The 17704-nt window shown below is 69.6% G+C and carries 20 protein-coding genes; 11 read left to right on the top strand and 9 right to left on the bottom strand.

The window, feature by feature from the left end:
- Window positions 1-261 precede the first annotated feature (261 nt).
- The 5 genes from ACMGEZ_RS24990 to ACMGEZ_RS24970 all read left to right on the top strand — a co-directional run bounded on the left by ACMGEZ_RS24990 (window position 262) and on the right by ACMGEZ_RS24970 (window position 4979).
- Window positions 262-2100, top strand: a complete 1839-nt coding sequence (locus ACMGEZ_RS24990; RefSeq protein WP_436824973.1) for a branched-chain amino acid ABC transporter ATP-binding protein/permease — start codon at window positions 262-264, stop codon at window positions 2098-2100.
- Entirely contained in the window at window positions 2097-2879 is a 783-nt protein-coding gene (locus ACMGEZ_RS24985; protein WP_436824972.1) for an ABC transporter ATP-binding protein, read from the top strand. The genes ACMGEZ_RS24990 and ACMGEZ_RS24985 overlap by 4 nt, the downstream gene beginning before the upstream one ends.
- A gap of 134 nt (window positions 2880-3013) precedes the next feature.
- A complete protein-coding gene (locus ACMGEZ_RS24980; protein WP_436824971.1) occupies window positions 3014-3931 on the top strand; it encodes a DUF72 domain-containing protein in 918 nt (305 codons plus the stop codon).
- Window positions 3928-4389, top strand: coding sequence for a DUF4259 domain-containing protein (locus tag ACMGEZ_RS24975; RefSeq protein WP_436824970.1), 462 nt, complete (start codon window positions 3928-3930; stop codon window positions 4387-4389). Before ACMGEZ_RS24980 ends, ACMGEZ_RS24975 begins: the two co-directional genes overlap by 4 nt.
- 89 nt (window positions 4390-4478) lie before the next feature.
- Window positions 4479-4979 carry a hypothetical protein gene (locus ACMGEZ_RS24970; protein ID WP_436824969.1) on the top strand — a complete coding sequence of 167 codons (501 nt, stop codon included), beginning with the start codon at window positions 4479-4481 and terminating at the stop codon, window positions 4977-4979.
- Here the strand turns inward: ACMGEZ_RS24970 and ACMGEZ_RS24965 are convergent, their stop codons facing one another.
- A complete protein-coding gene (locus ACMGEZ_RS24965; RefSeq protein ID WP_436824968.1) occupies window positions 4980-6077 on the bottom strand; it encodes a substrate-binding domain-containing protein in 1098 nt (365 codons plus the stop codon).
- A gap of 128 nt (window positions 6078-6205) precedes the next feature.
- Between ACMGEZ_RS24965 and ACMGEZ_RS24960 the strand changes: the two genes are divergently transcribed.
- The 4 genes from ACMGEZ_RS24960 (at window position 6206) to ACMGEZ_RS24945 (ending at window position 9074) form a co-directional block, all read left to right on the top strand.
- Complete coding sequence (locus ACMGEZ_RS24960; protein ID WP_436824967.1) at window positions 6206-6955, top strand: ABC transporter permease; 750 nt, start codon at window positions 6206-6208, stop codon at window positions 6953-6955.
- A gap of 58 nt (window positions 6956-7013) precedes the next feature.
- Entirely contained in the window at window positions 7014-7796 is a 783-nt protein-coding gene (locus ACMGEZ_RS24955) for an ABC transporter ATP-binding protein (RefSeq protein WP_436824966.1), read from the top strand.
- Window positions 7793-8623: an ABC transporter substrate-binding protein gene (locus ACMGEZ_RS24950; RefSeq protein WP_436824965.1), complete on the top strand. Its 831-nt coding sequence runs from the start codon at window positions 7793-7795 to the stop codon at window positions 8621-8623. Before ACMGEZ_RS24955 ends, ACMGEZ_RS24950 begins: the two co-directional genes overlap by 4 nt.
- A gap of 88 nt (window positions 8624-8711) precedes the next feature.
- Window positions 8712-9074 (top strand): hypothetical protein, encoded by a 363-nt coding sequence (locus tag ACMGEZ_RS24945; protein WP_436824964.1) that lies wholly within the window; start codon window positions 8712-8714, stop codon window positions 9072-9074.
- A gap of 50 nt (window positions 9075-9124) precedes the next feature.
- Here ACMGEZ_RS24945 and ACMGEZ_RS24940 read toward each other — a convergent pair whose 3' ends face one another.
- The 4 genes from ACMGEZ_RS24940 to ACMGEZ_RS24925 all read right to left on the bottom strand — a co-directional run bounded on the left by ACMGEZ_RS24940 (window position 9125) and on the right by ACMGEZ_RS24925 (window position 12335).
- On the bottom strand, window positions 9125-10546 hold the full coding sequence (locus tag ACMGEZ_RS24940) for a serine hydrolase domain-containing protein (RefSeq protein ID WP_436824963.1): 1422 nt from the start codon (window positions 10544-10546) through the stop codon (window positions 9125-9127).
- 21 nt (window positions 10547-10567) lie between these two features.
- Complete coding sequence (locus ACMGEZ_RS24935) at window positions 10568-11254, bottom strand: nucleotidyl transferase AbiEii/AbiGii toxin family protein (RefSeq protein WP_436824962.1); 687 nt, start codon at window positions 11252-11254, stop codon at window positions 10568-10570.
- Complete coding sequence (locus tag ACMGEZ_RS24930) at window positions 11251-11769, bottom strand: helix-turn-helix domain-containing protein (RefSeq protein ID WP_436824961.1); 519 nt, start codon at window positions 11767-11769, stop codon at window positions 11251-11253. Before ACMGEZ_RS24930 ends, ACMGEZ_RS24935 begins: the two co-directional genes overlap by 4 nt.
- 98 nt (window positions 11770-11867) lie before the next feature.
- Window positions 11868-12335, bottom strand: coding sequence for an Lrp/AsnC ligand binding domain-containing protein (locus ACMGEZ_RS24925; protein WP_436824960.1), 468 nt, complete (start codon window positions 12333-12335; stop codon window positions 11868-11870).
- Between the two features lie 86 nt (window positions 12336-12421).
- Here ACMGEZ_RS24925 and ACMGEZ_RS24920 point away from each other — a divergent pair, with 86 nt between their 5' ends.
- The gene (locus tag ACMGEZ_RS24920; RefSeq protein WP_436824980.1) at window positions 12422-13774 is read left to right on the top strand and encodes a D-amino acid dehydrogenase; all 1353 of its coding nucleotides are present in this window, start codon (window positions 12422-12424) and stop codon (window positions 13772-13774) included.
- An 11-nt stretch (window positions 13775-13785) separates the two neighbouring features.
- Here ACMGEZ_RS24920 and ACMGEZ_RS24915 read toward each other — a convergent pair whose 3' ends face one another.
- Together ACMGEZ_RS24915 and ACMGEZ_RS24910 are read right to left on the bottom strand one after the other, a co-directional pair.
- Window positions 13786-14331 carry an inorganic diphosphatase gene (locus ACMGEZ_RS24915; RefSeq protein ID WP_436824959.1) on the bottom strand — a complete coding sequence of 182 codons (546 nt, stop codon included), beginning with the start codon at window positions 14329-14331 and terminating at the stop codon, window positions 13786-13788.
- A gap of 111 nt (window positions 14332-14442) precedes the next feature.
- Window positions 14443-15345: a ketopantoate reductase family protein gene (locus ACMGEZ_RS24910; RefSeq protein WP_436824958.1), complete on the bottom strand. Its 903-nt coding sequence runs from the start codon at window positions 15343-15345 to the stop codon at window positions 14443-14445.
- Window positions 15346-15548: 203 nt separating this feature from the next.
- Between ACMGEZ_RS24910 and ACMGEZ_RS24905 the strand changes: the two genes are divergently transcribed.
- Entirely contained in the window at window positions 15549-15926 is a 378-nt protein-coding gene (locus tag ACMGEZ_RS24905; RefSeq protein ID WP_436824957.1) for a nuclear transport factor 2 family protein, read from the top strand.
- Between the two features lie 12 nt (window positions 15927-15938).
- Here the strand turns inward: ACMGEZ_RS24905 and modC are convergent, their stop codons facing one another.
- Window positions 15939-17027: a molybdenum ABC transporter ATP-binding protein gene (modC, locus tag ACMGEZ_RS24900; protein WP_436824956.1), complete on the bottom strand. Its 1089-nt coding sequence runs from the start codon at window positions 17025-17027 to the stop codon at window positions 15939-15941.
- Window positions 17024-17698, bottom strand: a complete 675-nt coding sequence (modB, locus tag ACMGEZ_RS24895) for a molybdate ABC transporter permease subunit (protein ID WP_436824955.1) — start codon at window positions 17696-17698, stop codon at window positions 17024-17026. Before modB ends, modC begins: the two co-directional genes overlap by 4 nt.
- Window positions 17699-17704: the final 6 nt, after the last annotated feature.

Below are 17704 nucleotides of genomic sequence, written 5' to 3'. Positions count from 1 at the left end.
CCGTAGCGAAGCGGAGGGACACGCGCAGTGGGGTCGCCTTTCTTTGGTTACTTTCTTTGGCGAGACAAAGAAAGTAATTCGCCCGCCGGGGCGAAATCCCGGCTCCGCACTCAACACAACAGCAACATACGAATCGACAGCCGGAGTGCCCCCACCCCAACCCTCCCCCGGAGGGGGAGGGAGCAATACCATGCGTCCTCCCAAAATCCAAGACCCCGGCGAGCCCCGAGCCAAGGCGGCAAGCCCGCAGGAGGCTTGCCAATGACGCGGCGCCATCTCACCCTGGCCTTCATCGTCGCCCTCGCAGCGGCGTGGGGCTTCCTGCCCGACTTCTCTGTCACGGTGCTCAGCTACATCGGCCTCTACGCACTCGTGGCGGCGGGCCTGGTCATGCTGACCGGCGTCGGCGGCATGACCTCCTTCGGGCAGGCCGCCTTCGTCGGCACCGGCGCCTACGCGACCGCGTGGATCTGCACCTCGCCGATGGTCGCGTCCGCGCTGGCAGGCATCGACCCGGCGCTGCTGCCGTGGATCGGGCTGCTGTTCGGCATCGTGGTCACCTTCGTCATCGCCTGGGGCCTGGGCGCGATCACGCTGCGGCTGTCGGGCCACTACCTGCCGCTGTGCACCATCGCCTGGGGGCTGAGCTTCTACTTCCTGTTCGGCAACCTCGAGTTCCTCGGCGGCCATACGGGCGTGGCGGGCGTGCCGGCGATCACGGTCGCGGGCATTTCCTTCGCCTCGCCGCGCTCGCTGGGCCTCGTGATCTGGGGCGTGCTGCTGCTGGCACTCTGGGCGCTGCACAACCTGCTGGATTCACGCGAAGGCCGTGCCATTCGCGCGCTCAAGGGCGGGCGTGTGATGGCGGAGTCGATGGGCGTGGACACGGGCCGCTATCGCATCAAGGTCTTCGTGCTCGCGGCGCTGCTGGCGGCGCTGTCCGGCTGGCTCTATGCGCACCTGCAGCGCTTCATCAACCCGACGCCCTTCAACCTCAACATCGGCATCGAATATCTGTTCATGGCGGTGGTCGGTGGCGCCGGGTACCTGTGGGGCGCGGTGCTCGGTGCCGCGCTGATCACGCTGCTGAAGGAGCAGCTGCAGGACATCCTGCCGCAGCTGCTCGGGTCGAGCGGCAACTTCGAAGTGATCGTGTTCGGCCTGCTGATGCTGGTGGTGCTGCAGCGCTTCGCCGACGGGCTGTGGCCGACGCTGGCACGCGTCGGCGGGCGCTTCCTGAAGCCTGCAGCAGTGCGTCCGCCGAGCCACGTGCTTGCGCTGCCCGAGACCACGTTGCCGCCGCGCGGCCAGGTCGTGCTCCAGGCCAAGGCCGTCACCAAGCGCTTCGGCGGCCTGGTGGCGAACGACGCCGTCAGCCTCGACGTCAAGGCCGGAGAGATCCATGCGCTGATCGGGCCCAACGGCGCCGGCAAGAGCACCTTCTTCAACATGATCTCGGGCGTGGACGATGTCACCGAAGGCGAGGTGCGGCTGATGGACCGGCCCATGACCAGCAAGCCTTCGCGTGCCTTCGCGGCGCTGGGGCTGGGCCGCACCTTCCAGCATGTGCGCCTGCTGGGCCAGCGCCGCGTGATCGAGAACGTCGCGCTGGGCGCGCATCGGCGCGGCCAGCGCGGCTGGATCGCCTCGATGCTGCGGCTCGATCGTGCGGAGGAGGCGGCGCTGCTTGCGCAGGCGCGGCAGCAGATCGAGCGCTGCGGCTTGGGCGAGTTCGCGGAGGTTCCGGCCGGCTCGCTGGCGCTGGGGCAGCAGCGCGCGGTCGAGATCGCGCGCGCCTTGGCCGGTCATCCCGCTGTGCTGCTGCTGGACGAGCCGGCAGCCGGACTGCGTCACCTCGAGAAGCGCGCTCTCGCGACCCTGCTCGACCAGTTGCGCACCGAGGGCCTGGCGATCCTGGTGGTGGAACATGACATGGAGTTCGTGATGAACCTGGCCGACCGCGTGACGGTGCTGGAGTTTGGCGCGGTCATCGCGCGCGGAACGCCGGCCGAGGTACAGCGGGATCCAAAGGTGCTGGATGCTTATCTGGGTGGGGTGGACGAGCCCGCCAGCGAAGGCCTCGCGGAGCAGGTTGCATGAGCCGCACGGCCGCCGAAGGCGAAGGTACTCCAGTGAATGCCTCCCCCCTGCTCCAGCTCGAGGACTTCTGCGTCTCCTACGGCCCCGTCGAGGCCGTCCACCACATCGACCTGCGCGTGGACGCCGGCGAGATCGTCACCGTGATCGGCCCCAACGGCGCCGGCAAGACCACGCTGCTGTGCGCCGCCATGGGCCTGCTGCCTTCGCGCGGCCGGGTGCTGCTCGGCGGCGAACTCATGACCCGCGTCAGCGTCGAGGCCATGGTGGCGCGCGGGGTGGGCCTCGTGCCCGAGAAGCGCGAGCTGTTCGGCGAGATGGCTGTCGAGGACAACCTGCTGCTCGGCGGCTTCTCGCGCTGGTGGCGCGGCGAGCGCGACCAGCGCCAGCGCATGGACGAGGTCTTCGCCATCTTCCCGCGCCTCGCAGAGCGTCGCGCGCAGCTGGCCTCCACGCTCTCGGGCGGTGAGCGGCAGATGCTGGCGATCGGCCGTGCGCTGATGGCGCGCCCGCGCCTGCTGATGCTGGACGAGCCTTCGCTGGGCCTGGCGCCGCTCATCGTGCGCGAAGTGCTGCAGGTGGTGTCCTCGCTGCGCAAGCATGGCGTGTCGGTGCTCCTGGTCGAGCAGAACGCCCGCGCCGCGCTGCAGGTGGCGGACCGGGCCTATGTGCTGGAGATGGGCGCGGTCGCCTTGCAGGGCGCGGCGTCGGAGCTCTTGCACGACCGCCGCATCATCGACACCTATCTCGGGCTGGGAGCCCGCGCCGACAAAGCGGCCTAGCGGGCGCGGCAGGTGCGGCAGGTGCGGCCTTGTCCTTCACGGCGAGGCCGTGCCGCGGCACAGAATCGCACGCCGAGGCCCGGCATCCCGCCCGAGCCCGCACGCAAAGGCTCTCTTTCCAGGGCCACGAAACCATGGTTGGAAGACCCGGCGAGACCCTCATCGGCATCTCAGGCTGGCGCTATGCGCCCTGGCGCGGCAAGTTCTATCCCAAGGGCATGCCGCAGCGGCAGGAGCTGGCCTTCGCCTCGCGCATGCTGCCCACCATCGAGCTCAACGGCTCCTTCTATTCGCTGCAGCGGCCCGAGTCGTACCTCGCCTGGCACGACGAGACGCCGGACGGCTTCGTGTTCGCGGTCAAGGGTTCGCGCTACATCACGCACATGCGGCGGCTCAAGGACGTACGCATTGCGCTTGCGAACTTCCTGGCCTCGGGGGTGCTGGCCTTGCGCGCGAAGCTGGGGCCGTTTCTGTGGCAGCTGCCACCTTCGATGGCCTATGACGCTGAGCGGCTCGAAGACTTCTTCTCGCTGCTGCCGCGCGACACGAGTGCGGCCATGGCCCTCGCGCGCGAGCACGACGAGCGGATGGAGGGCCGGAGCTGGCTCAAGCGGTCCGCGAAGCGGCCGCTGCGGCATGCCGTGGAAGTGCGCCATCCGAGCTTCGTCGATCCCGCCTTTGTCGCCCAGCTTCGACGCCACGGCATCGCACTGGTAGTCGCCGACACGGCCGGACGCTGGCCGCTGCTCGAGGACCTGACGGCCGATTTCGTCTACGTGCGGCTGCATGGCGACAAGGAGCTCTATGCGAGCGGCTACGACGATGCCGCGCTGGACCAGTGGGCCGCACGCATGGAGGCCTGGCGCCATGGCCGCCAGGTCAAGGATGCACGCAAGGCCTCGGCGCGCGCGGCGCCGCGCCGATCCCGGCGCGACGTGTACTGCTACTTCGACAACGACGCCAAGGTGCATGCACCTTATGACGCCGCGAACCTCGCACGGCGCCTGGGCGTGACCACCGGCCTGGGCCCTGATGGAGAATTCGCCGCATGAACTTGCCGAAGCGCGCCTGCATCGCCGCCCTCGCATGGATGCTGACCTTGCCGGCGCACGCGGGTGCCTGGGGCGAAGGCGCCTTCGACAACGATGCCGCGCAGGACTTCCTGGCGGAATGCGCGCGCTCCACCGACGCCACCGTGGTCGCCGAGGCCATCGAGATGGCGCTGGTCGCGAGCTTCGTCGATGCCGACGACGGAGCCGCCGCGGTGGCTGCCGCCGAAGTGATCGCGAATGCGCTCGGCAGCAATGGCGCGGTGCCGAGGGCACGGGTGGTGCCCTGCCTGGCTGCGACGCCGCGCGAGCAGCTTCGTGCACTCGCGCCTCGCGCGGCACAGGCCGTGACCCGCGTGACAGACCGCGCATCTTCCGAGCTCGCGCAACAGTGGGCGGAAGAGAAGCCGAACCGGTGGACGGCGAGCGTGCAGCAGCTGGCGGCGCGTCTTCGCCAATAGTTCGTGCGCGAACCAAAGCGCCCCGGCTGACATTCGCGCGAAGCAAAGAACGCGACACTGCCGCATCCAACAACAAATGGAGCCTGCGAATGAAATGGCTGCTGCGCGTGTTCTCCGGCATTCATGCCTTCATGGCCCTGCTCTTCGCCTGCGCGGCGCTGATGCTGATTGCCGTGTCGGCGCGCATCGGCTGGTCGGCCTTCACGCGGGGCCTCGACCGCGCGGCGGCGGAGTCGATCATCGAGGCGGTCGGGCTGCTGGCCGCGGGCGTGGTCGCGCTGCAGGTGGCGCAAACCATCACCGAGGAGGAGGTGGTGCGCGATGCGCAAATCAGCGCGCCGACCCGCGTGCGGCGCTTCCTGTCGCGCTTCATCGTGGTCATCGCGGTGGCGCTGGCGGTGGAAGGGCTGGTGGCAACCTTCAGGGCGCACGGCGAACCCGTGCAACTGCTCTATGCCGCCGGGCTGGTGTGTTCGGTCGCGCTGCTGCTGGCGGGGTGGGGCCTGTTCGTCCACCTCAACCGCTCGGCCGAGGAGCTGGAGCCCGAGGCGATGGCCGAGGCCAAGCGCGAGGACCGCAAGCTGCAATGACTACCGCTTCGGCCCCTTGAAGCGCCACCACGGCAGCAACGCGCTCAGCGACTGCACCTCGCCGCTGCCGGCGCTCTCGTAGCCTGCCAGCGTGCCGAGCTGGTGCTGCCAGGCAGCGCTGCGCAGCAGCGCGAGCAGGGCCTCGACCGCCGGCTGGTCCAGCGCCGACTTGAGGCAGGCCAGGTGGTAACGCTCGTGCACCAGCGGCACGAAGCCGAGGTCGGCGCCGCGCGCGGCCGATTCGATGCCCAGGCCTGCATCGGCCTGCCCGGATGCCACCGCATGGGCGACCGCCGTGTGCGAGGGCTCGTCGCGCGCATAGCCCTCGAGCGCTTTCGCGTCCAGCCCTTCCTGCGCCAGCAGCTCGTCCAGCAGCACCCGCGTGCCGGTGCCGAGGGCGCGGTTCACATAGCGGGCGCGCCGCCGCACGACATCGCCGATGCTGCGCAGGCCCAGCGGATTGCCGGGCGCCACGATCAGGCCCTGCGTGCGGCGCGCGAAGCCGATCAGCTTGTGCAGCCCGGGCTTGAGCAGCGGCTTGTAGGCGCGCTGCGCGAGCGAGCCGGCCGGTGGTGCTTCGAGCGTGTGGAACCCCGCCATCACGCAGCGCCCCTGGTTGAGCGCGCTGATCGCGTCCACGCTGCCGGTGAACCGGATGTCCAGTTGCAGCCGCGCGCGCTCGGCCGCGTGGGCGCGCAGCAGCATCAGCGCATCGTCGTGGCTGGCATGCAGGCTCAGCACGTGCAGGCCGTCGTCGAATGCCATGGCGAAGGCGCGCTCCAGGTCGGCATGCAGGGCCTCGATCTGCGGCGCCAGCCGCGCCTGCGCCTGGCGTTCGGCCCACAGCAGCTTGTCGCCGAACTCGGAAAGCTGCGCCGAGCGGCCCTGCTCGCCGCTGACCAGCGGATGGCCCAGGGCCTGCTCCCAGTGCTTGAGTTCGCCCCAGACATGGCGGTACGACAGGCCCAGCGCCCGCGCCGCGGCCGAGATGGAGCCGTGCTCGCGCACCGCGTGCAGCAGCTCCATCAGCGGGTTGCGGATCAGCGTGCGCCCGCTGCGGCGCGGGGCGATGGCGTAGGAGAGTTCGATCTGCTGCACAGCGGTTGAGAGCGAAGGCCGGAGGTGGCGCGACGGATTATGCAGAGTGCGTCCTGCACCTATGCACGCCTTTGCATAGGTTGCGCATCGGCCTTTCGGATACTGCGCGAATTACGCCACCCGCCCCGATGAACACCTTCACCGACAGCGCCATCGCCGCCTGGCACCTGCTGGTCTCCGGCGACCCCGTGCTGCTCGCCATCGTCGGGCGTTCGCTGGCGGTCAGCGCCACGGCCTGCGCGCTGGCCTGCGGGTTCGGCCTGCTGCTCGGCGCCTGGCTCGCGGTCGCGCGCTTCTCGGGGCGCGGGCTGCTGCTCACGCTGCTCAACACGCTGCTGGCGCTGCCCTCGGTGGTGGTGGGGCTGGTGATCTACCTGCTGCTGTCGCGCTCGGGGCCGCTGGGCTTCCTGGGCTGGCTGTTCTCCTTCAAGGCCATGGTGCTGGCGCAGGCGCTGCTGGTGCTGCCGGTGGTCACGGCGCTCACGCGCCAGGCCATCGAGGACGCCGACCGCGCCCACGGCGAGCAGTTGCGCTCGCTCGGCGCGCGCGGGCTGGTGCGCGCACTGCTCCTGGTGTGGGACGAGCGCTATGCGCTGGTCACCGTGCTGATCGCCGCCTTCGGCCGCGCGGTTTCGGAGGTCGGCGCGGTGATGATCGTCGGCGGCAACATCGACGGCTTCACGCGGGTCATGACCACCGCCATCGCGTTGGAGACCAGCAAGGGCGACCTGCCGCTGGCCCTGGCCCTGGGCCTGGTGCTGCTGGGCGTGGTGCTGCTGCTCAACCTCGCGATCAGCGCGCTGCGCGGCTGGCGCGAGCGTGTCGATGGCGGCGCAGCCGATGCGGCGGGGCCGCGGAGAGTGGAGGCCGCGGCATGAGACGCCCGGCCGCTCGCAGATCGGGTTGCACGGCAGCCCATGGCGCAGGGGTTGTCCCATGAGCGGCCTCCAGGCGCCGGGTGCCGTTCGTCCCAGCCTGCGCGTGGTGGCCGCGCGCAGCGACGGCGAGCTGCAAGCACCCGCGCTGGCAGGCACCGCGCTCTTCAGCCTGCACGCCATCGACGTGCGCTACGGCCGCGTGCCGGCGCTGGCCGACATCACGCTGTCCATCGATGCCGGCGAGCGCGTCGCCCTGATCGGCGCCAACGGCAGCGGCAAGAGCACGCTGCTGCGCGTGCTGCACGGCCTGGTGCCGCACGCGGCCGGCGCCTTCGTCAGCCGGGTGCCGCTGCGCGCGCAGGCCATGCTGTTCCAGCGCCCGCACATGCTGCGCATGAGTGTTCACAAGAACGTCGCGCTGGCGCTCTGGCTTCGCGGTGTGCCGTGGCGCAGTGCGCTGGGCGAGGCCATGGTGGCGTTGGGACGCGTCGGCCTGGCCGATGTCGCCGGGCGCAACGCGCGCACGCTGTCGGGCGGGCAGCAGCAGCGCCTGGCGCTGGCGCGCGCCTGGGCGCTGAAGCCGGCCGTGCTGCTGCTCGACGAGCCGACCGCCAGCCTCGACCCGACAGCCAAGCGCGAGGTCGAGGCCCTCATCGCCGAGGCCGCGCATGGCCGCACCCTGGTGTTCGCGAGCCACAACCTGGGCCAGGTCAAGCGGCTCGCGAGCCGGGTGATCTACCTGGAGCAGGGGCGGGTGCTGGCCGATCTGCCCGTGGACGATTTCTTCCATGGGCCGCTGCCCGAGGCAGCACGCTTGTTCGTCAAAGGAGAGCTGGTATGAAGGCATTCAAGTTCCTGGCTGCGGCCCTCGCCCTTGCGGCGGGCAGCATCGCGGCGCGGGCCGAGACGATCACCATGGCGTCCACCACGTCGACCGAGCAGTCGGGCCTGTTCGCGCACCTGCTGCCGGCCTTCAGGCAGGCCAGCGGCATCGACGTGAAGGTGGTGGCGGTGGGCACCGGCCAGGCCATCGACACGGCGCGGCGCGGAGATGCCGACGTGCTTTTCGTGCACGACACAGCCGCCGAGGAGAAGTTCGTGGCCGAGGGTTTCGCCGAAAAGCGCTACGCCGTCATGTACAACGACTTCGTGCTGATCGGGCCGAAGAGCGACCCGGCGGCGGCCAGGGGCAAGGACATCGCCACGGCGCTGAAGAAGGTGGCAGCGGCCAACGCGCCTTTTGTTTCGCGCGGAGACAAGAGTGGCACCGACGCCGCCGAGCGGCGCCTGTGGGCGCAGACCGGTTTGGGCGGCGCGGGCCAGCCCTTGCCCAACGACCGCAAGGGCGCGGGCTACAAGGAATGCGGCTGCGGCATGGGCCCGGCCCTCAACATGGCGGCCTCGAGCGGCGCCTACGTGCTGGCCGACCGCGGCACCTGGCTCAGCTTCAAGAACCGCGCCAACCTCGCCGTGCTGGTGGAAGGCGACAAGCGGCTCTTCAATCAGTACGGCGTGATGGTCGTGAGCCCCTCGAAGTTTCCGCAGCTCAACAGTGCCGGCGCGCAGAAGTTCGTCGACTGGGTGATCTCGCCCGCGGGGCAATCGACCATCGCGAGCTACAGGATCGGCGGCGAGCAGCTGTTCTTTCCGAACGCGGGCAGTCTGTAGCGAATTGCACGCCGGTGCGGCAGCGAGGCAATGCAGGACTGCGACGCAGTCCTACAGCCGAGGGGCCGCAGCGGTGAGACAAGCACGCATGGTCGCATCCACACCACGAGAGCCGGCATCTCCCCGGCAGGCGTTCACGTTCTACGCAGCCAACGGTCAAATCTATGTCAGCAACGTGAAGCAGAAGCTGATCGCCCTCGGGCCGCTGACTGAAGAGGGCCAGGGCTATGCCTACGTGCTCGACGGAAACCAGCAGACGGGGCATGCGCTGCCCAGCCCCGAGGCCGCGTTGCGTCACGTGGCGGACAACATCCAGTTCCTCTATCTCGACGGCCAGTTCACGGCGCTGGCGGACGTCCGCCAGACGGTCAACCTCGACGGCGCCGCCCGCATCGACGTGATGCTCGACGAACTGCCCAGCGGTGAGGGGATGCAGGACGCCCGCGCCTGAGCCGCACGGCCGCTCCGAAGGCGAAGGTACTCCAGTGAACTGCCGCAGCGTCAGCGCGGCAAGGCCTGCAGCACCTGGCCGATGAAGCGGCACGCATCGAATTGCGAACGCCTGAAGGTCCAGCCGAGGCGGACGATCACCGCGCTCCGCGAGGGCACCACGGCGACCACCTGCCCCCAATGGCCGCTCATCGCGACGATGTCCGCCGGCAGGCCGTGCCCCCTGCAGGTACCGCCCGCCGGGTCGCCGAGCAGCCAGGCCTGGGCGCCATAGCCGTGGCCCGCGCCCTCGGGCATCGCAGGCGTTGTCGCCAGCGCGAGAAAGCCCGGCGGCAGCACCTGGCGCTCGCCCCAGCGGCCGTCATCCAGCAGCAGCTGGCCCAGGCGCGCCCAATCGCCGATGCTGGCCCACAGGTAGGACGAGCCGACCCAGTTGCCGGCAGTGTCGGTTTCCATGAACGCGGTGCGCGCGCCGATCGGCCCGAACAAGGCCTGGGCCGGATAGGCCCAGTACTCGGCGTCTCCGGCAAAGCGACCGCGCGCCACGGCGGAGAGGATGTTGGCGGTTGCGGACAGGTAGCGCCAGCGCGTGCCGGGTGCCGCCTCGGCGGGCGAGGCCGCGGCGTACGCGGCGGCATCGGGCTCGCCCCACAGCATCTCCGGCACCGTGCCCCACGGGTTGTAGTCCTCGACATTCGCCAGCCCGTCGCGCATGTAGAACAGGTCCGAGACCTTGATGTCCCGGCGCGCGTCCGCGCGCCATGCGGCGGTCCAGGCCGGCGCGCGGCCGGGCGCGAAAGCATCGACCACCGGTGTCTCCAGCGCCAGCCCGGACTCGGCCGCCCGCTTGTAGGCCAGCATGGCGTTCACCGTCTTGGCCATCGACCAGCCGTGCAGCGGCGTCGAGGGGCTGAAGGCCGGCGCGAGGCGCAAGGCCAGCAGGCGGCCGTGCTGCACGACGGCCACGCCGCGCGCGTTCGCGGCCTGCGGATCGCCGGCGCCGGTGAAAGCGCCATCGACCACCTGCTTCAACCGGTTCGCGGCGGCCGCGTCGCTCCATTGCTCTGTCGTCATCGGTGCGTCGCCGGCGGGCCAGAGGGCGTCGGAGGCTACGGGCGGCGGTGGCGCGGGCACCGCAGCAGCCGGCAGATCGAGCACGCAGCCGCGATCGGGCAGGCGGACCGCGGTGCGCGCGAAGAGCCCGGCAAATCGGCCGGTGACGCTCTGGCGCGCGTGGTCCACCTCGATGGTGATCAATCGCAGCACCGGGCTGGCCGGCAGCACGTCGTCCGCGAGCAGCGTCGTCATCGGCCGGCCGGCGACCAGCGCCGCGGAGCAGATGCCCTTGGCCGCCATCCCGGCGGCGTTCTGCGGGATGCCGGCGACCAGCGCCCCCACCACGACCAGCAGCAGCACGGCGGCGACACCGCTCAGCACCTTGGCGACCCCGGCCCATCCGAGCAATGACTTCATCCCGGCTTTCTTTGCAGTACTCTAGCGGGCCGGACTCCAGGATCGTTCTTCGGCAGGAATCAGCGGCTCGAGGATCGCATGGGCCATGACCAGGCATTCCCCAAATGGCCTCTGAAATGAGCGCGCCTCGATCAGGTTGAACTCGTTCTCGGTCGCTTCGACACGTGCGTCGAGGCGCCCAAGAAACGCGGCGGCATGGCGTTCCATGTAAGGCAGCGCAGCATCGATGGCTGCTGGTTCGAAGCTTGCCACGGTGCAGAGGTCGAAGAGATCCCTGGCCTTGGCCTGATCGCCGCGATGCCACATCTTCTTGGCAAGTATTTCCGCGGAGGTTTCGACCCGTACCCGTCGCTCTTCATAGTGGACCCATTCGTAATGCGGGGCCGTCAATGGTTCGCCGACAACCACGTCGATTTCCCCTGCCTCAAGCTGAAGCTTGATGAACTGGGCGTTCTCTTCATACTCGCTGGTCAGCTCTTCAGCGGGGCCTCCAAGCCTCGGATTGACGTGCCCCAGGTACTGGGGATCGGGCACAAACAGATCGATGTCCTTGCTGAGCCGGTGATCGAAGCGAAGCATCAGCGCCGTGCCTCCCCCGAAAGTCCACGGGGGATCGATCGTGACCTTCTCGAGATGGGACATCAGCCGCAGGGCCTGCGGCCACAGCTCGCGCCATGGGCCGGAGCGCGAAAAGTCGATCGCCGTCATTTCCATATCGCCCGGAAGCATTGAAGATCGCATGCCAGCCGGCGCATCTGATGCCAGATCGGCGCCGGTTCGATCCATGTCTTCCGGTGAAGCTCGTCGACCACTTTCGCCAGCAGGGACATCGGTGCCTCGTCCAAGAGCACCTGCAGGTGGGGTCTGATCGCTTCGGGTGCCTCGCCTGTGAGCAGCGCCGTTTCGAGGTCCTGCGGCTTGAGCTTCGTTCCGTAGCTGACGCTTGCCGTCAGCGCGGCCCGTTCGAGGGCCGTCCGGCTCGGCGGCACCTTCGAAGGGCCGGGCTGGCGGCTTGCATGGCCGGGAGTCACGCTCATCGACAGCCCGATTGATTCGAGGAGCCTCTCTGCCTTCTGGATGCTGAGATTGCCGATCGTCTGCTTTTCGACAGCGTTGATGGTGGACCGCGAGAGTCCGCTGATGCGAGCAAGCGCATTCTGCGTCAGCCCTATCTCGGTTCTGCGAACGCGAACGGCGCTCCCTATTTCGTGCAGCGTGGACATGTAGAGATTTTGCCCACAACTCTCGGCGATGTGCAATATATTCGACTCGCCGCACGAGTGAATCCTTCTTTTGTGCCGGCTCGCGAAGACGATTGGGTTCAGCGGTCCAGCGGCAGGTAGAGGCTTTCCTTGACTTCTTCCATCACCACATAGCTGTTCGACTCGGCCGAGACCGGCAGCTTCTTCAGCAGGTCGCCCAGCAGGCGCCGGTAGTCGCTCATCGCGCGCAGCCGCGCCTTCACCAGGTAGTCGAAGCCGCCCGAGACCAGATGGCATTCCATCACCTCGGGAACGTGCAGCAGCTCGGCGCGCACCTTGTCGAAAACGTCGGCCGACTTGGCGGAGAGCGTGATTTCGACGAACACCAGCAGCGTCTTGCCGACGGCCTGCGGGTCGATGCGGGCGTGGTAGCCGGTGATCACGCCTTCGCGCTCCATGCGCCGCACGCGCTCGGTGCAGGGCGAGGTCGACAGGCCGATCTGCTGCGCCAGCTCGGTCATCGGGATGCGGCCCTGCCGCTGCAGGATCTCGAGGATCTTGCGATCGATACGGTCGAGCTCGGTCATTTCACTCCTGGAAGCCCCAACGCCCGGTCTCGACAGCAAGAAGCACTGGGTTACGGGCAAATTTGAGTGAAGTTTATGGCATGAAGATGAATAACCTCTGCTTCTCGCTTGAATTCAGGGAGCTTGCCATGAAAGTAGTTGTTCTGGGCGGAGGGGTCATCGGCATCACGACGGCCTACTACCTGGCGCGCGCCGGTGCCGAGGTGACCTTGGTCGATCGCCAGCGTGGGCCCGCGGAGGAAACCAGCTTCGCCAACGCCGGCCAGGTCTCGCCCGGCTACTCCACGCCCTGGGCCGCGCCGGGCATCCCGCTGAAGGCGCTCAAGTGGATGTTCCAGAAGCACGCGCCGCTTTCCATCCGGCCGGACGGCAGCCTGTTCCAACTGCGCTGGATGGCGGCGATGCTCAAGAACTGCTCGCCCGAGCGCTACGCCACCAACAAGGAACGCATGATGCGCGTGGCCGAGTACAGCCGCGACTGCCTGCGCGAGCTGCGCGCGCAGACCGGCGTGCGCTACGAGCACCGCACCCAGGGCACGCTGCAGCTCTTTCGCACGCAGGCGCAACTCGACGCGGTGCAGCGCGACGTCGCGGTGCTGGAGGAGTGCGGCGTGCCCTTCGAGCTGCTCGACCGCCACCAGCTCGCCGCGGTCGAGCCCGCGCTGGCGCGCAGCGCGCCGCGCCTGGCCGGCGGCCTGCGCCTGCCGAACGACGAGACGGGCGACTGCCACCTGTTCACCCGCGGCCTGGCCGAGGTGGCGCGCGGGCTGGGCGTGGTCTTCCGTTTCGACGAGGCCGTCGAGAGCCTGCTCACCGAAGGCGGACGCATCGCCGGCGTGCGGCTGGCCGGGCCGAAGGCCGAGGTGCTCAAGGCCGACCGTTATGTGCTCGCCTTCGGCAGCTATTCGCGCGCGCTGATCGCGCCGCTCGGGCTGGACATCCCGGTCTATCCGGTCAAGGGCTATTCGCTGACCGTGCCGCTGCTCGACCCCGCGCTGGCACCGCAGTCCACGGTGCTCGACGAAACCTTCAAGATCGCCATCACGCGCTTCGACGATCGCATCCGCGTGGGCGGCATGGCCGAGCTGGCTGGCTTCGACCTGCGCCTCAACCCGCAGCGGCGCGCGACGCTGGAGCGGGTGGTCGGCGAGCTGTTCCCCGGCGGGGATCTGCCGCGCGCCAGCTTCTGGACCGGCCTGCGGCCGATGACGCCCGACAGCACCCCGATCATCGGGCCCACGCCGTTCGCGAACCTGTACCTCAACACGGGCCACGGCACGCTCGGCTGGACCATGGCCTGCGGCTCCGGCAAGCTGGTGGCCGACCAGGTGATGGGGCGTCGGCCCGACATCCGCACCGACGGGCTGGCGATGGACCGCTACGGCGCGAGGGAGCCGCGACGCACGAAGGCCCTGGCACCGAGCGGTGCTCCGGCCTGAGCGAGATACGGTCAATCAGCGCCGCGCTCGCCGGCCTTGAGCAGGGCTTCGGCCTTGCGTCGCCCGTGGCGCGCGATGGGCCTGAAGCTCACGCCGCGCTGCCGGTTGTAGAACTCGAAGAAGCGCTCGACCTCTTCCAGCACATCGTTCGCGATGTCGGCCAGATCCTTGCACTGCCGGAAGCGGTGCGAGGAGGACGCGACCATCAGGAAGCGGTCGTTGCGCTCGGTCCGGCCCTTCTTCTTTTTCTGCTCGGCCTCGATCACGCCCACCAGGCGGCAGGGCACCACCGCGCCAGGCGGCACCGATTCGTCCATCAGCACCAGCGCGTCGAGCGGGTCGCCATCGGCGCCCCGGGTGCTCGGGAGGAAGCCGAAGTCGTAGGGAAAGGACACGCCGAGCGGCAGCACGTGATGGAGCTCCATCATGGCCCGTTCCGGGTCGTACTTGAGCTTGTTGCGCGAGCCCTGGTTGGCCTCGATCACGACCCGGAAATCGCCGTGGGCGTCGCGAAGCGCGAGGCGGTGCAGGGGTGTGGCATTCGGCATGGTGATCATGGAAGGCGGGCTCGTCGACGCCTCGACACTGGCTGTGCAGCCGTCGCGCAGCAGGCGGACGACGGCCCGCCTCGATGAAGGAAAAATCCGAGCTTGGCCGAGCGGGCGCTTTCAGCCCGCAGCCGCGGCGCGCGCCTCGAGCAGCTTGACCAGCGTGTGCAGCACGCGATTGACCGGCGTCGCAACGCCCAGCGCCTCGCCCTGGCGCAGCACGTAGCCGTTGAGGTGGTCGATCTCGCTGCGCTTGCCGCGCGCCAGGTCCTGCGCGGTGGAGGAGAACTGCGCGGGCATGGTCTCGGCGATGCGCTGCACGGCCGCCCAGGTGTCGCCCGGCACGGCCACGCCGCCGGCCTCGGCCACGGCCAGGCATTCGCGCACCACGTCGGCCATCACGGCCTGCACGCCTTCGCCCTGCGACAGGCGGCCATAGGGCAATTGCGTGATCGCCGAGATGGCGTTGTAGGCGCAATTGAGGATCAGCTTGGCCCAGAGTGCGCCCGTCACGTTGTCGGAGACCTGCGTGGGCACGCCGGCGGCGATCAGCAGCTCGGCGATCTCGGCGCTCCTGGCCGAGGGTGCGATGACCAGCTCGCCGCGCCCGTGGTGCTTGACATGGCCCGGCCCGGCCATCTCGGTGGCCACGTAGACGACCGTCGCGGCGACCTCCTGCGCCAGGGCGGCCTGCAGGCGCGTCGCGTTGTCGACGCCGTTCTGCAGCGTGAGCACCAGCGCATCCGGCGCCAGGTGCGGCCGCATCGCCGCCGCGGCGCTCTCGGTGTCGGTGGACTTCACGCAGAAGAGGACCAGCCCGGCATCGCGCACCGCATCGACCTCGGTGCTGGCCTCCAGCGGCACGCGCTCCTGGAAGGACTGCGTGTCCAGCAGCAGGCCGTCGCGGCGGATCGCCTCCACATGCTGCGGCCGCCCGATCAGCACCACCGAATGCCCCGCGCGCGCCAGCATTCCGCCGTAGTAGCAACCCACCGCACCCGCACCCATCACCGCGATCCTCATGACCTGCTCCGTTCAAGAACTGCCCTGCATGGTAGTGCGCCGTGCGCGGCCTCGCCGGGCGAAGGTGCCGTTGCCGCAGCAAGGACACAGCGACGGTGCCAACCGCCCATGACCTCCCACGTCATCGACCCGCGGCGCGCCCGCTGCAACCATTCGCTCACCCCGCGCCGTTGCGGGCCTGAAGACGAAAAGGAGTTGTCACCATGAACACCGCCGCACCCGATGCCGCGCGCATCGCCGAACAGTACATCGCCGTCTGGAACGAGACCGACGCCGAGCGCCGCCTGAAGCTGCTCGAGGCCCACTGGAGCCCCGACGCGCGTTACGTCGACCCGCTGATGCAGGGCAACGGCCACGCGCAGATCAGCGCGCTGGTCGGCGCCGTGCACCAGCGCTATCCGGGCTTCCGCTTCAAGCTCAAGGGCCAGCCCGACGCGCATGGCGAGCACCTGCGCTTCTCGTGGACGCTGGGCCCGAGCGGTGCCGAGGACCTGGTCGTGGGCACGGACTTCGCGCAGCTCGAGTCCGGCAAGCTGCGCTCGGTGACGGGCTTCCTGGACAAGGTGCCGGTCGGCGCGTGACGGACCGCGACATCACTCGACGATGGCCACGCCCTTCACCTGCGCATGCACGGCGGTGCCCTCGCGAAGGCGCAGCAGCGCGGCCGACTTGCGCGTGATGCGCGCGAGCAGGCGAGCGCCGCCGGCATCCAGCCCCACCATGACCTGCGCGGGGCCGTCCTCCGCGAGATCGGTCACCGTCGCGGGCAGGATGTTGAGCACGCTGCTGTCGGCATGGGGCGTGAGCGTGAGGCTCACGTCGCGCGCCTGGATGCGCACCCGCACGGCCTGGCCGAGGCGCGCGCCGCCGTGCGGCAGCCACAGCGTGCCTCCGGCGAACGCGAGCTGCGTCAGGCCGAAGGCCGCATCGGAACCCGTGACGCTGGCCTCGACGAGTGCGCCGGCCGCGTCGCCGTGCGCCAGCGGCAGATCGAGCCGTGTCATCAGTGCAGGGGCCGGGCCGCTGGCGACCACGCGCCCGCCCTCCATCAGCACCAGGTGATCGGCCAGGCGCGCGACCTCGTCCGGCGCGTGGCTCACGTAGATGACCGGGATGTCGAGCTCGGCATGGAGCCGCTCGAGGTAGGGCAGGATCTCGCGCCTGCGCTGCAGGTCGAGCGAGGCGAGGGGCTCGTCCATGAGCAGCAGCCGCGGGCTGGTGGCCAGTGCACGTGCGATGCCCACGCGCTGGCGCTCGCCGCCCGAGAGCGTGTCGGGCCGGCGGGCCAGCAGGTGGCCGATGCCCAGCAGCTCCACCGCCTGCATCACCGGAACCCGGCGCTGCGCGGCCGCGACCCGCTTCATGCCGTATTCGAGATTGCGCCGCACGTCGAGGTGCGCGAAGAGACGCGTCTCCTGGAACACGTAGCCCAGCGCGCGCCGATGCGTCGGCACGAAGACCGTGTCGTCCTGCCAGCGCTCGCCGTTGATCTCCACCACCGAGCCGCCGGCCGTCGGCTGCAGCCCCGCGATGGCGCGCAGGCAAGTGGTCTTGCCGCAGCCCGAGGGCCCGAAGAGCGCGCTCACGCCGCGGCCCGGCAGCGCCAGCGCGACCTCGAGCGAGAAGCCGGGGTGCTCGACCTTCAGGCGCGCCTGCACGCCCATGCCCGCCGCATCGCTCATCGCCGCCGCCCGGTGGGATTGAGCGCGTAGAGCGCCAGCAGCACGAGGAAGGAGAAGACCACCATGCCGCCGGCCAGCCAGTGCGCCTGCGCGTACTCCAGCGCTTCGACGTGGTCGTAGATCTGCACCGACACCACGCGCGTCTTCTCGGGGATGTTGCCGCCGATCATCAGCACCACGCCGAACTCGCCCACCGTGTGCGCGAAGCCCATCACCACGGCCGTGAGATAGCCGGGCCGCGCGAGCGGCAGGGCCACGCTGAAGAAGCGGTCCACCGGCGAGGCCCGCAGCGTCGCCGCCGCCTCCAGCGGTTCGCTGCCCATGGCCTCGAACGCGTTCTGGATCGGCTGCACCACGAAGGGCATCGAATACAGCACCGAGCCGATCACCAGCCCCGCGAAGCTGAAGGGCAGCAGGCCAACGCCCAGCCATTGGGTGAAGGCGCCGATCGGCCCGTTCGGCCCCATCGTCACCAGGAAATAGAAGCCCAGCACGGTGGGCGGCAGCACCAGCGGCAGGGCCACCAGCGCGCCGACGGGGCTCTTCCAGGCCGAGCGCGTGCGCGCCAGCCACCACGCCAGGGGCGTGCCCAGCAGCAGCAGGATCAGCGTGGTGAGTGCCGCCAGCTTGAGCGTGAGGACGATGGCGGCCAGGTCGGCGGCGGTGAGCATGTGTGG

The organism is Variovorax stachyos (genome assembly GCF_051400855.1).
Taxonomy (GTDB): Bacteria; Pseudomonadota; Gammaproteobacteria; order Burkholderiales; family Burkholderiaceae_C; genus Variovorax.
This window is presented reverse-complemented; position numbering and strand designations above follow the sequence as displayed.